This is a genomic window from Streptomyces sp. NPDC030296 (genome assembly GCF_055572815.1).
In genome coordinates this window covers 118,889-131,857 of the sequence record NZ_JBVICQ010000001.1, presented here as the reverse complement: position 1 = coordinate 131,857, position 12,969 = coordinate 118,889, and the positions used below count along the sequence as shown (strand labels likewise).

8 protein-coding genes are annotated in these 12,969 nt (G+C 71.6%); 5 read left to right on the top strand and 3 right to left on the bottom strand.

From position 1 onward, the window contains the following. The first annotated feature begins 135 nt into the window (after nucleotides 1-135). The 5 genes from ACZ4Z3_RS00535 to ACZ4Z3_RS00515 all read left to right on the top strand — a co-directional run bounded on the left by ACZ4Z3_RS00535 (nucleotide 136) and on the right by ACZ4Z3_RS00515 (nucleotide 7,336). Nucleotides 136-1,017 (top strand): sirohydrochlorin chelatase, encoded by an 882-nt coding sequence (locus ACZ4Z3_RS00535; protein WP_468498971.1) that lies wholly within the window; start codon nucleotides 136-138, stop codon nucleotides 1,015-1,017. A 142-nt stretch (nucleotides 1,018-1,159) separates the two neighbouring features. Further along, a complete protein-coding gene (locus tag ACZ4Z3_RS00530; RefSeq protein ID WP_468498970.1) occupies nucleotides 1,160-2,494 on the top strand; it encodes a deoxyguanosinetriphosphate triphosphohydrolase in 1,335 nt (444 codons plus the stop codon). Nucleotides 2,495-2,616: 122 nt separating this feature from the next. After that, nucleotides 2,617-3,888, top strand: coding sequence for an NAD(P)/FAD-dependent oxidoreductase (locus ACZ4Z3_RS00525; RefSeq protein ID WP_468498969.1), 1,272 nt, complete (start codon nucleotides 2,617-2,619; stop codon nucleotides 3,886-3,888). Nucleotides 3,889-3,917: 29 nt separating this feature from the next. Beyond that, a complete protein-coding gene (dnaG, locus tag ACZ4Z3_RS00520; protein ID WP_468498968.1) occupies nucleotides 3,918-5,819 on the top strand; it encodes a DNA primase in 1,902 nt (633 codons plus the stop codon). A 203-nt stretch (nucleotides 5,820-6,022) separates the two neighbouring features. Further along, complete coding sequence (locus ACZ4Z3_RS00515; protein WP_468498967.1) at nucleotides 6,023-7,336, top strand: RNA polymerase sigma factor; 1,314 nt, start codon at nucleotides 6,023-6,025, stop codon at nucleotides 7,334-7,336. Between the two features lie 225 nt (nucleotides 7,337-7,561). On the opposite strand, the gene ACZ4Z3_RS00510 is transcribed toward ACZ4Z3_RS00515, so the two are convergent. From ACZ4Z3_RS00510 to ACZ4Z3_RS00500, 3 genes are all read right to left on the bottom strand, one after another. After that, nucleotides 7,562-9,499, bottom strand: a complete 1,938-nt coding sequence (locus ACZ4Z3_RS00510; protein ID WP_468498966.1) for an ABC transporter ATP-binding protein — start codon at nucleotides 9,497-9,499, stop codon at nucleotides 7,562-7,564. After that, nucleotides 9,499-11,232, bottom strand: coding sequence for an ABC transporter ATP-binding protein (locus ACZ4Z3_RS00505; protein WP_468498965.1), 1,734 nt, complete (start codon nucleotides 11,230-11,232; stop codon nucleotides 9,499-9,501). Before ACZ4Z3_RS00505 ends, ACZ4Z3_RS00510 begins: the two co-directional genes overlap by 1 nt. 147 nt (nucleotides 11,233-11,379) lie before the next feature. Continuing rightward, a complete protein-coding gene (locus ACZ4Z3_RS00500) occupies nucleotides 11,380-12,834 on the bottom strand; it encodes an FGGY family carbohydrate kinase (protein ID WP_468498964.1) in 1,455 nt (484 codons plus the stop codon). Between the last annotated feature and the right edge of the window lie 135 nt (nucleotides 12,835-12,969).

Below are 12,969 nucleotides of genomic sequence, written 5' to 3'. Positions count from 1 at the left end.
GACAAGTTCACTCGATGGTGTTGAAATCGCAGGTCAAGGAGGTTCACACCCCGGCAGGGCGCGCCGTGAACCCCTGGAAAAGACCCGTCACCACGGTGCAACGGGGAGGCAACCTCCTCCCGACACCATCGACACATGACGGCGACGACGAGCAACACGACGAGCCAGTCGAACGCGTACCTCGCCAGTACGGCGCACCTCATGAACCGGATCGGTGACCAGTTGGCCAGTCAGCTCAGCCTCGTCTCGCTCAACGGGACCCGGTGCCCCGCCCCGCCCGCCCCCGCTCTCGTCCTGGTGGCGCACGGCAGCCGCGACCCCCGCGCCCTCGCCACCGTGCGCACCCTCATGGACCGCGTGCGCGAGCAGCGCCCCGGCCTGTCGGTGCACCTGGGCCACATCGAGCTGAACGAGCCCCTGCTCCCCGACACCCTCGCCGCTCTCGGCGACCGGGAGGCCGTCCTCGTCCCGCTCCTCCTCAGCCGCGGCTACCACGTCAAGCGGGACATCCCCGAGATGGCCGCCGACAGCGCGGTACGCGCGCGTGTCGCCGCTCCGCTCGGCCCGCACCCGCTCCTCGTGGAGGCCCTGCACGCCCGCCTCGTCGAAGCCGGCTGGCGCACCCGCATGGACGCCGAGACCCGCCGTACCAGCGCCGTCGTCCTCGCCGCGGCCGGCTCCCGCGACCCCGAGTCGAGGGTCGACACCGGCCGCACCGCCCACCTCCTCGCCGAACGACTCGGCGTGCCCGTCGTCCCCGCCTACGCCACGACCGCCGCGCCCACGGTCCCCGACGCCGTCGCCGCCCTCGCGGCCCGGGGCCGCACCCGGGTGGCGGTCGCCTCCTGCTTCACGGCTCCCGGCCGCTTCGCCACTGAGTGCGCGCAGGCGGCCCCCTGGATCGCCTCGGCCCCCCTGGGCACCCACCCGGCGATGGCGAGCCTGGTCCTGCACCGCTACGACGAGGCGCTGACGAGCCCGCGGACGGTGGCGGAACGACAGCTGGCAACGGCATAGGGCGTCCGCACGGCGGGCCGACGGACAGTCAGGGGCGCGGCGAACCGCGCGACAAGCCACGACGCACCCGCACCCGCCCGACAATCCGCCCCGGCAGACGAGTAGGCACCCGTTTGTCACACCCTCCCCGTACTGTCGAATCATGGAAGGCACCGCACCCCCCGACCACGACACCCCCACGAGCCACGACGCCCCGGCCGGCTACGACCCGCCCTCCGCGGAGCGCTACGCCCCGGAACACGACAAACGCCCCGGCCGCACCGCCTTCCAGCGCGATCGCGCCCGCGTCCTGCACTCCGCGGCGCTGCGCAGACTCGCCGGCAAGACCCAGGTGGTCACGCCCGGCACCCGCACCCCCGCCTGGGACGCCAGCCCCCGCACCCGCCTCACCCACTCCCTGGAGTGTGCCCAGGTCGGCCGGGAGCTGGGCGCGGCCCTCGGCTGCGACCCGGACCTCGTCGAGGCGGCCTGCCTCTCCCACGACCTCGGCCACCCCCCGTTCGGCCACAACGGCGAACAGGCCCTGAACGAATTCGCCGAGGACTGCGGCGGCTTCGAGGGCAACGCCCAGTCCCTGCGCCTCCTGGCCCGGCTCGAACCCAAGCGGTTCGTACGGTCCGCCGAGTCCGGCGACCCCGTCAGCGTCGGCCTGAACCTGACCCGCGCCACCCTGGACGCCGCCACCAAGTACCCCTGGCCCCGGGGCGCCCACCCCACCGACCCGGCGTCCCCCAAGTTCGGTGTCTACGAGGACGACCGCCCCGTCTTCGACTGGGTCAGAAAGGGCGCCCCTGACGGCCGTACGACGTTCGAGGCGCAGGTCATGGACTGGTCCGACGACGTGGCGTACTCGGTGCACGACATCGAGGACGGCCTGCACGCCGGGCACATCGACCCCGGCTGCCTGCACGCGGAGCCCGAGCGGCAGGCGGTGTTCCAGGTGGCGCGCGGCCGGTACGTGCCCGCCGACACCGACCCCGCCGAACTGGCCGAGGCCCTCGACCGGCTCCTCGACCAGGAGTGGTGGCCGCACGGCTACGACGGCACGGCCGTCGCGCAGGCCCGGCTGAAGGACGCCACCAGCCAGCTCATCGGTCGCTTCTGCCTCGCCGCCGAGGGGGCGACCCGGCAGACGTACGGCGGGGGGCGCCTCACCCGGTACGCCGCCGAACTGGTCGTCCCGCGCGGCGCGCGCCTGGAGTGCGCGGTCCTCAAAGCCGTCGCCGACCGGTACGTGATGCAGCGCGCCGAGCAGGAGCGGCTCCGCGCGGATCAGCGCGTCGTCGTCGCGGAGTTGGCCGAGGCCCTCACCTCCCGCGCCCCGGACGGGCTCGACCCGCAGTTCCGCGCGCTGTTCGACACGGCGCCGGACGACCGTGCCCGCAAGCGGGTGATCATCGATCAGATCGCCTGCCTCACCGACGCGTCGGCCCGCTCGCTGCACGCGAGACTGACGAACGCGACCGGCGGCGTGTGACCCACGGGGCGTATGGGGCATCCATGTGACCCTCCGTGGCCTGATCGGGTCACTACCTCTTCCCGCATCACGCTCCGTGCGGGACGCTCGCATGTGGACGCACCCTCAAGAGGAGGCATCAAGTGGTCGACGCGGATCAGACATTCGTCATCGTCGGAGGCGGTCTCGCCGGCGCGAAGGCGGCCGAGACGCTCCGAGCGGAGGGTTTCACCGGCCGCGTGATACTGATCTGCGACGAACGCGACCACCCGTACGAGCGTCCGCCGCTGTCCAAGGGCTATCTGCTGGGCAAGGAGGAGCGCGACAGCGTCTTCGTCCACGAGCCGTCCTGGTACGCGCGCAACGACATCGAGCTGCACCTCGGCCAGACCGTCGACAAGATCGACCGCGCGGCGAAGACCGTGCACTTCGGGGACGACGGCACCTTCGTCCACTACGACAAGCTGCTGCTGGCGACCGGCGCCGAGCCCCGCCGCCTGGACATCCCGGGCACGGACCTCGCGGGCGTCCACCATCTGCGCCGCCTCGCCCACGCCGAACGCCTCAAGGGCGTCCTCGCCGCCCTCGGCCGGGACAACGGCCACCTGGTCGTCGCGGGCGCCGGCTGGATCGGCCTGGAGGTCGCGGCGGCGGCCCGCGAGTACGGCGCCGAGGTCACCGTCGTCGAGCCGGAGCCCACGCCCCTGCACGGCGTCCTCGGCCCCGAGCTCGGCAACCTCTTCGCCGAGCTGCACCGCGAGCACGGGGTGCGCTTCGCCTTCGGCGTGAAGCTCACCGAGATCGTCGGCCAGGACGGCATGGTCCTCGCCGCCCGGACGGACACGGGCGAGGAGCACCCGGCGCACGACGTCCTCGCGGCGATCGGCGCGGCGCCCCGCGTCGGCCTGGCCGAGGCCGCCGGACTGGAGATCGCCGACCGCGCGCACGGCTCGGGCGTGGTGGTCGACGAGCGGCTGCGCACCTCCGACCCGTCCATCTACGCCGCCGGTGACGTCGTCTCCTTCCCGCACCCCCTGTTCGACACCCGGCTGCGGGTCGAGCACTGGGCCAACGCGCTGAACGGCGGCCCGGCCGCCGCCCGGTCCATGCTCGGCAAGGACGTCACCTACGACCGGGTGCCCTACTTCTTCTCCGACCAGTACGACATGGGCATGGAGTACTCGGGGTGGGCGCCGCCCGGCTCGTACGACCAGGTGGTGATCCGCGGGGACGCCGGGAAACGCGAGTTCATCGCCTTCTGGCTCAAGGAGGGACGGGTCCTCGCCGGGATGAACGTGAATGTGTGGGACGTCACGGAGCAGATCCAGAAGCTCATCAGGTCACGGGCCCGGGTCGACGTGGACGCGCTCTCCAGCCCCCAGGTGCCCCTGGACGGGCTGATCGCGGCACCCTAGCTGTCGGTGCGCCCCCGTAGAATCACGGCGTGGCAGGACGGATCAACGACGAGGACGTGAAGGCGGTACGGGACGCGGTCCCGATCGACGCCGTGGTGTCCGAGTACCTCCAGCTGCGCAACGCCGGCGGGGGGAACCTGAAGGGGCTGTGCCCCTTCCACGACGAGAAGTCGCCGTCCTTCCAGGTCAGCCCGAGCAAGGGACTCTTCCACTGCTTCGGCTGCCAGGAGGGCGGCGACACCATCACGTTCGTGATGAAGGTCGACCACCTCTCCTTCTCGGAGGCCGTCGAGCGGCTCGCCGCCCAGGCGGGCATCACCCTGCGGTACGAGGAGGGCGGATACAACCCCTCGCACCAGCGCGGGGAGCGCATCCGTCTCGTCGAGGCCCACAAGATCGCCGCCGAGTGGTACGCGGAGCAGCTCGCGACCAGCCCCGAGGCCGACACCGGGCGGATCTTCCTCGCGGAGCGGGGCTTCGACCAGGCCGCCGCCGTCCACTTCGGCGTCGGCTACAGCCCCCAGGGCTGGGACCACCTCACCCGCTACCTCCGCGGCAAGGGCTTCACCGACAAGGAACTGCTCCTGTCCGGGCTCGCGCAGGAGGGCCGCCGGGGCCCCATCGACCGGTTCCGGGGCCGGCTGATGTGGCCGATCCGCGACATCGGCGGCGACGTCGTGGGCTTCGGCGCCCGCAAGCTGTACGAGGCGGACAACGGCCCCAAGTACCTCAACACCCCCGACACCCCGATCTACCGCAAGTCCCAGGTGCTCTACGGCATCGACCTCGCCAAGAAGGACATCGCCAAGGCCAGCCGGGCCGTGGTCGTCGAGGGCTACACCGACGTCATGGCCTGCCACCTCGCCGGCGTCACCACCGCCATCGCCACCTGCGGCACGGCCTTCGGCGGCGAACACATCAAGATCCTCCGCCGGCTGCTCATGGACAACGGCTCGGCCCGGGTGATCTTCACCTTCGACGGCGACGCGGCCGGCCAGAAGGCCGCCCTGCGCGCCTTCGAGGACGACCAGAAGTTCGCCGCCGAGACCTACATCGCCATCGCCCCCGACGGCATGGACCCCTGCGAGCTGCGCCTGGCCAAGGGCGACGACGCGGTGGCCGAGCTGGTGGAACCCCGTACCCCGCTCTTCGAGTTCGCCCTCCGGCACATCGTCGCCCGGTACGACCTGGAGACCGCCGCCGGGCGCGCCTCCGCCCTCGACGAGGCGGCACCCGTCGTGGCCCGCATCAAGAACAGCGGCGCCCAGCACGAGGTCGCCGTGCAGCTCGCCGGCATGCTCGGCATCCTCGACACCCAGTTCGTCGTCAAGCGCGTCGCCCAGCTGGCCCGCTGGGCCCGCGACCGCGGCGGCAAGGGCCCCGCACCCGCCCCCCAGCAGCCCGCGCAGCCGTACGAGAGCGCCGCCCGCCGCCCCTCGGGCCCCGCCCTGGTCCTGCGCAACCCCGTCTACGCCACCGAGCGCGAGCTCCTCAAACTCGCCCTCCAGCGGCCGGAGTTGGTCGCACCCGCGTTCGACGCGTACGGGGTCGACGAGTTCACCGCCGCCCCCTACGCGGCCGTACGCGAGGCGATCATCGAGGCGGGCGGCGTCGAGTTCGGCGTCGAGGACCCGCAGGAGTACCTGGTCCGCGTCCGGGAGGCCGCGCCGGACGACGCCGTGCGCGCCATGGTGACCGAGCTCGCCGTCGAGGCGATCATGCGCAAGACGGTCGACGAGATCTACGCCGGCGCCCAGCTGGTCACCGTCCGCCGCCGCGCCGTCGAGCGCCGCGTACGGGACGTCCAGAGCAGCCTCGCCCGCCTCGGCGCCCACGGCGACCCGGCCCAGCTGGCCGCCGTGCAGAACGAGTTGTGGGTGCTCCAGCAGTACGACCAGGCCCTGCGGGAGAGGGGCGCGGAAGCGCTCTAGAAGAGGGGAACATCCCCGGCGCACTTGCCAATCGGGCGCCGGTCCCCGCAGGTCGCCCTGGTTCCGTACGCGCTTCAAGCTGTTTCACGGCCTGTCAGCGGCCCACTCGTCCGTGAGAGTAACCGTGGGGTCACGGACCGGACGCAAAAAGTCACCGCACGCCCCTCGTGGCGGCTGTGTGTCGTACTCCACACTGGGTTCCGGTGCCTGAGTCCTCGGAGCGCGGCCGACCCGTCCCCCACGGGTCCGAGATCCCCGCGGTTCCGCTCGATGAGTACGGGATGGAGGGCGGACGGGCCGCCCGCGCCATCCCCGACATACCGCTGCCGTACGCGTCAGCAGCGACATCCCTGGAGGTCGCCCCCGTGCAGACCCAGACCCTCATACAGAACGACACCAGTACGGCCCTGAGTACCGACGGCGCGCAGCCGGGCGTCGAGACCGACGTGATCCGCGCGGTCCCGGCCCAGAGCCGCGCCGCGCACCACCCCGAGACGGCGCCGGAGCCCCCGCCGGACGCCGACGAGCCGCCCGCGGCGGCCGTGGAGGCCATCGAGACGGCCGAGCCCGAGCCCGTCGAACTGCCGCGCCGCACCGACACCAGCGGCCCCTCATCCGACCTGTTCCGCCAGTACCTGCGGGAGATCGGCCGCATCCCGCTGCTCACGGCGGCCGAGGAGGTGGAACTGGCCCGCCGGGTGGAGGCCGGCCTGTTCGCCGAGGAGAAGCTCGGCACCACCCCCGACCTCGACAGCCGGCTCGCCCACGACCTCGACCGGCTGGTCGTCCTCGGCCGCATGGCCAAGCGCCGCCTCATCGAGGCGAACCTGCGGCTCGTCGTGTCCGTGGCCAAGCGGTACGTCGGCCGCGGCCTGACCATGCTGGACCTCGTCCAGGAGGGCAACCTGGGCCTCATCCGGGCCGTCGAGAAGTTCGACTACGCCCGCGGCTACAAGTTCTCCACGTACGCGACCTGGTGGATCCGCCAGGCCATGTCCCGCGCGCTCGCGGACCAGGCCCGCACGATCCGCGTCCCCGTCCACGTCGTGGAACTCATCAACCGGGTCGTGCGCGTCCAGCGTCGCATGCTCCAGGAACGGGGCTACGAGCCGACGCCGGAGGAGGTCGCCGCCCACCTCGACCTGCTGCCCGAGCGGGTCAGCGAGGTGCTCCGCCTCGCCCAGGAGCCGGTGTCCCTGCACGCCCCCGTGGGCGAGGAGGACGACGTGGCGCTCGGCGACCTCATCGAGGACGGCGACGCGGCGAGCCCGGTGGAGTCGGCGGCGTTCCTGCTGCTGCGGGAACACCTGGAGGCGGTGCTGTCCACGCTGGGGGAGCGTGAACGCAAGGTGGTGCAGCTGCGGTACGGGCTCGCGGACGGGCGGCCGCGGACGCTGGAGGAGATCGGCCGGATCTTCGGGGTGACCCGGGAGCGGATACGGCAGATCGAGTCGAAGACGCTGAACAAGCTGAGGGATCACGCGTTCGCGGATCAGTTGCGGGGTTATCTGGACTGAGGGCGCGGCGCCTAGTGGCTCGGGGGTGCGCGTGGTCTGGGCGGGTGCGGGTCCGTTGTGATCTCTCGCGCAGTTCCCCGCGCCCCTGAAGGCATGGGCCTGCGGCCCGGCCTTCATCGGAAAAGCACGGGGCCGCAGGCCCCTGCTTTTCCAGGGGCGCGGGGAACCGCGCGACCAGCCCCCACGACCCGCACCCGACAACGCGCCCCCCAGAGGGCCCGCGCCTCAGTCCACCTCGGCCACCGCCTCCGCGAACTGCGCCCGGTACAGCCGCGCGTACGCCCCGCCCGACGCCAGCAGCTCCTCGTGCGCGCCCTGTTCGACGATCGAGCCGTTCTCCATCACCAGGATCGTGTCGGCGTCCCGGATCGTCGACAGCCGGTGCGCGATGACGAACGACGTCCGCCCGTGCGCCAGTTTGGCCATCGCCTTCTGGATCAGCACCTCGGTCCGGGTGTCCACGGAACTCGTCGCCTCGTCCAGCACCAGGATCACCGGGTCCGACAGGAACGCGCGGGCGATGGTGATGAGCTGCTTCTCGCCCGCGCTCACCCCGGTGCCCTCGTCGTCGATCACCGTGTCGTAGCCGTCCGGCAGCGTCCGGATGAACCGGTCCGCGTGCGCGGCGCGGGCCGCCTCCTCGATCTCCCCGCGCGTCACCTTGCGCGCGGTGGACGCCCCGTACGCGATGTTGTCCGCGATGGTCCCGCCGAACAGCCAGGTGTCCTGGAGGACCATCCCTATCCCGTCGCGCAGCTCGTCACGGGACATGGACGCGATGTCCACGCCGTCCAGCGTGATCCGCCCACCGGTGACCTCGTAGAACCGCATCAGCAGGTTCACCAGGGTGGTCTTGCCGGCGCCCGTGGGCCCGACGATCGCCACGGTGTGGCCGGGCTCGACCACCAGCGACAGGTCCTCGATCAGCGGCTTGTCCGGCTCGTAGCGGAAGGAGACGTGCTCCAGGGCCACCCGTCCGCGCAGCTCCTCCGGCCGCACCCCGGGCACGGCGTCCGCGGCCTGCTCCTCCGCGTCCAGCAGTTCGAAGATCCGCTCGGCGGAGGCGACACCCGACTGCACCAGGTTCGCCATGGACGCGACCTGGGTCAGCGGCATCGAGAACTGCCGCGAGTACTGGATGAAGGCCTGCACGTCACCGATGGACAGGGCGCCGGTGGCCACCCGCAGTCCACCGACCACGGCGACCAGCACATAGTTGATGTTCGACACGAAGAACATCAGCGGCTGCATGATCCCGCTGTTGAACTGGGCCTTGAACCCGGCCTCGTACAGCCGCTCGTTCTCCTCGGCGAACTGCTTCGCCGACTCCTCCTGCCGGCCGAACACCTTCACGAGGGTGTGCCCGGTGTACATCTCCTCGATATGCGCGTTGAGCTTCCCGGTGGTCCGCCACTGCGCCACGAAGTGCGGCTGCGACCGCTTGCCGACGCGGGTGGCCACCACGAACGACAGCGGCACGGTCACCAGCGCGACCAGCGCCAGCAGCGGCGACACCCAGAACATCATCACCAGCACACCGATGATCGTCAGCAGCGAGTTGACGAGCTGCCCCATCGACTGCTGGAGCGTCTGGCCGATGTTGTCGATGTCGTTGGTGGCCCGGCTGAGCACCTCGCCGCGCTGCCGCTTGTCGAAGTACGACAGCGGCAGCCGCGACAGCTTCGCCTGGAGCTCCGCCCGCAGGTGGAACATGGTCCGGTTGATGGCCCGGTTGGAGAGCCGGGTGGCCCCCGCCATCAGCAGGCCCGCGACCAGGAAGATGCCGAGGGCAACCAGCAGCACGGCGCCGACGGCCTCGAAATCGATGCCCTTGCCCGGTGTGAAGTCCGTGCCGGACAGCATGTCGGCGACCCCGCCGTCACCGCGCTCGCGCAGCCCTTCGAGCACCTCGGCCTTGGTCCGGCCGGCCGGCATCTCCCGTCCGACCACGCCCGCGAAGACCAGGTCGGTCGCCCGGCCGAGGATCCACGGGCCCAGCACCGACAGACCGACGCTGATCACCGCGCACACGATCATCGCGTACATGGTGAACCGCTCGGGCTTGAACTGCGCGAGCAGTCGTTTCCCGGACCCCTTGAAGTCCATGGACTGCTGATCGGGACCGCCCCCGGCTCCCGCCATGCGCCCCAACGGCCCGGCCATCAGGCTGCCTCCGCTTCCGTCAGCTGGGAGAGCACGATCTCCCGGTACGTCTCGTTCCCGGCCATCAGCTCGTGGTGCCGTCCCGTCCCGACGACGCGGCCCTCGTCCAGGACCACGATCCGGTCGGCGTCCCGGATGGTCGCCACCCGCTGGGCCACGATGACGACGGTCGCCTCGGCGGTCTCCCGCGACAGGGCCGCCCGCAGCGCCGCGTCCGTCGCGTAGTCGAGCGCGGAGAACGAGTCGTCGAACAGATAGATCTCCGGGCGCTGCACCAGCGTCCGCGCGATCGCCAGCCGCTGCCGCTGACCGCCCGACACATTGGTGCCGCCCTGCGCGATGGGGGCGTTCAGCCCGCCCTCCAGCCGCTCGACGAACTCCTTGGCCTGCGCCACCTCCAGCGCGTGCCACAGCTCCTCGTCGCTGGCGTCCGGATTGCCGTACCGCAGATTCGTCGCCACGGTCCCCGAGAACAGGTACGGCTTCTGCGGCACCAGGCTCACCGTCCTGGCCAGCAGCCGCGGATCGAGGGTCCGCACGTCGACGCCGTCCACCAGCACCTCGCCCTCGGTCGCGTCGAACAGCCGGGGGACCAGCCCCAGCAGCGTCGACTTCCCGCTGCCGGTCGACCCGATGACGGCGGTCGTCTCACCCGGCCGCGCCACGACCTCGATGGACCTGAGCACCGGCTCCTCGGCCCCGGGGTAACGGAACCCGGCTCCCCGGATCTCCAGGAACCCGCTCCGCCGCAGCTCCCGCACGGGCGCGAGGGGAGGCACGACACTCGTCTCGGTGTCGAGGACCTCCTGGATGCGCTCGGCGCACACCTCGGCGCGCGGCATCATCATGAACATGAAGGTGGCCATCATCACCGCCATGACGATCTGCATCAGATAGGCGAGGAAGGCGGTGAGCGCGCCGATCTCCATCCCGCCGCTGTCGATCCGGTGGGCGCCGAACCAGACCACCGCGATCGACGAGAAGTTGATGACGGTCATCACGATCGGGAACATCAGCGCCAGCATCCGGCCGGTGCCCAAGGACACGTCCGTCAGCTCGGTGTTCGCGGTGCGGAAGCGGTCCTTCTCGTAGTCGTCCCGTACGAAGGCCCGGATGACCCGGTTGCCGGTGATCTGCTCGCGCAGCACCCGGTTCACGATGTCGAGCCGCTCCTGCATGGTGCGGAACAGGGGGCGCAACCGGCGCACGATGAGGCTGACGGAGATACCGAGCACCGGCACGACGGCCAGCAGCACGCCCGACAGCGGTACGTCCAGACCGAGCGCCAGCACGATGCCGCCCACGCACATGATCGGCGCGGACACCACCAGGGTGAACGTCATCAGCACCAGCATCTGGACCTGCTGGACGTCGTTCGTCGTCCGCGTGATCAGCGACGGCGCCCCGAAGTGACCGACCTCACGCGCCGAGAACGACTGCACCCGGTCGAACACGGCCGCCCGGATGTCCCGGCCGACCGCAGCCGCCGTACGGGCGCCGTAGTACACGGCCCCGATGTTGCAGACGACCTGGACCAGCGAGATCCCGATCATCAGCGCGCCGAAGGCCAGGATGTAGCCCGTGTCCCCCTGCACGACACCGTTGTCGATGATGTCCGCGTTCAGTGTGGGCAGGTAGAGCGTGGCGCACGTCTGCGTGAACTGCAGCAGCACCAGCAGGGCGATGGGTTTCTTGTACGGACGTAGATGACTTCTGAGCAGTCGTATGAGCACGCGAGATCTCTCGGAGTCGACGATGGGACGGGATGCACCACCCCCCATCGTCGAACACTCCACCCGCGTTACCTCAACCGAATTAACCCAACGGTGAAGGACCGATGGCGAACCCTCGCGGCCGACGGGCGCCTCCGGCCGGGGCCGTCACGCCCGGAACGCCCCCGGATGCGTCTGTTCGCGCACCGCCACGTACTGCTGCCGTACCGCCTGCCCCACGGCCAGTTCCTCGCCCGGCTCCAGGATCTGCGCGGCCGCCCCGGGCCACATCGGCGGCGTCCGCGGGTCGAGCGTGCCCTGCGACACCCCGAGCGCCCACGCCGCCTGCCGCGCGGCGCCCACCGCCGCGTAGTCCGCCGGCTGCGGTACGACCACCTGCACCCCGAACAGCGCCGGCGCCGCCGCCTGCACCGCGGGCAGCTCGGCCGCCGCACCCAGCATGAAGATCCGCCGGACGTCGACGCCGCGCCCCCGCAGCACGTCCAGCGCGTCCGCGAGCCCGCACAACATGCCCTCGAACGCGGCCCGGGCGAAGTGCTCCGGCTTCATCGACTCCCGCCGCAGCCCGGCGAGCGTCCCCGCCGTGTGCGGCAGGTTCGGCGTCCGCTCGCCCTCCAGGTACGGCAGCATCACCAGCCCGTGCGACCCCGGCGTCGACTTCAGCGCCAGATCGGACAGCCCCTCCAGATCGGGCACCCCCAGCATCTCCGCGGCACCGCGCAGAGTCCGCACGGCGTTGAGGGTGGTGACGACCGGAAGGTGCATCCCCGTGGCGTCGGCCAGCGAGGTGATCATTCCCGAGGAGTCGACGAGCGCCTCGGTGTGCACGGCCATCACGGACCCGCTGGCGCCCAGCGACACCACCGCGTCACCGAGCCCGATGCCGAGCCCGAACGCGGCGGCCATGGTCTCGCCGGTGCCGGCGGAGATGAGGAGCCCCTCCGGCGTCGTACCGGCGGCGTCCGAGGGGCCCAGCACCTCGGGGAGCATCACCTGGTGGCCGAGCGCCATCTCGACGAGGTCGGTCCGGTACTGGCCGGTCGCCGCGTTCCAGTACCCGGTGCCCGAGGCGCCGCCCCGGTCGGTGGTCCGCCGCACGGGCCGCCCCAGCAGCTGCCAGACCAGCCAGTCGTGCGCCTGGAGCAGCACGGCCGTCCGCATGGCCGCGTCCGGCTCCGTACGGCTCATCCAGCGCAGCTTCGTCACCGGCTGCGCGGCCCCCGGCACGCACCCGACGGCCTCCGCCCACGCGCCGCGCCCCCCGAGCGCGTCGATGAGGTCGGCCGCGGCGACCTGGGCGCGCCTGTCACCGCCGACCATCGCCGGACGCACGGCGTTGCCCTGCGCGTCCAGCGCGATCAGCCCGTTCTGCTGCGACGACACACCGATCGCCTGCACGCCCTCCAGCAGCCCGCCGCCGGCCGCCTCCCCCAGGGACAGCAGCCACGCCTGCGGATCGACGTCGGCGGGACGCCCCCCGTTCGGCGCGGGCTCCACCGGGTGTGGGGCATACCCCTGCCTGAGCACGGCCCCTGTGTCCGAGTCACAGACGACAATGCGCGTAAATTCGGGCGAACTATCCAGCCCGGCGACTATCCCCATGGCAGAAATTCTGCCGCACGGGGAGGGGTGTGGCGTGCCGTGGAACGAGGGCCGTGGCCCACGGGGGGACACGCACGTCGGCGACCGGCCACGATGGGCCGATCGCCGACGTACGAGCGGAATCTCTCGCGTCCC

Bases quoted from the DNA above. Each gene is read 5' to 3' on its own strand.
- ACZ4Z3_RS00535 (WP_468498971.1), top strand. From the start codon at position 136: ATGACGGCGACGACGAGCAACACGACGAGCCAGTCGAACGCGTACCTC.
- ACZ4Z3_RS00530 (WP_468498970.1), top strand. From the start codon at position 1,160: ATGGAAGGCACCGCACCCCCCGACCACGACACCCCCACGAGCCACGAC.
- ACZ4Z3_RS00510 (WP_468498966.1), bottom strand. From the start codon at position 9,499: ATGGCCGGGCCGTTGGGGCGCATGGCGGGAGCCGGGGGCGGTCCCGAT.
- ACZ4Z3_RS00500 (WP_468498964.1), bottom strand. From the start codon at position 12,834: ATGGGGATAGTCGCCGGGCTGGATAGTTCGCCCGAATTTACGCGCATT.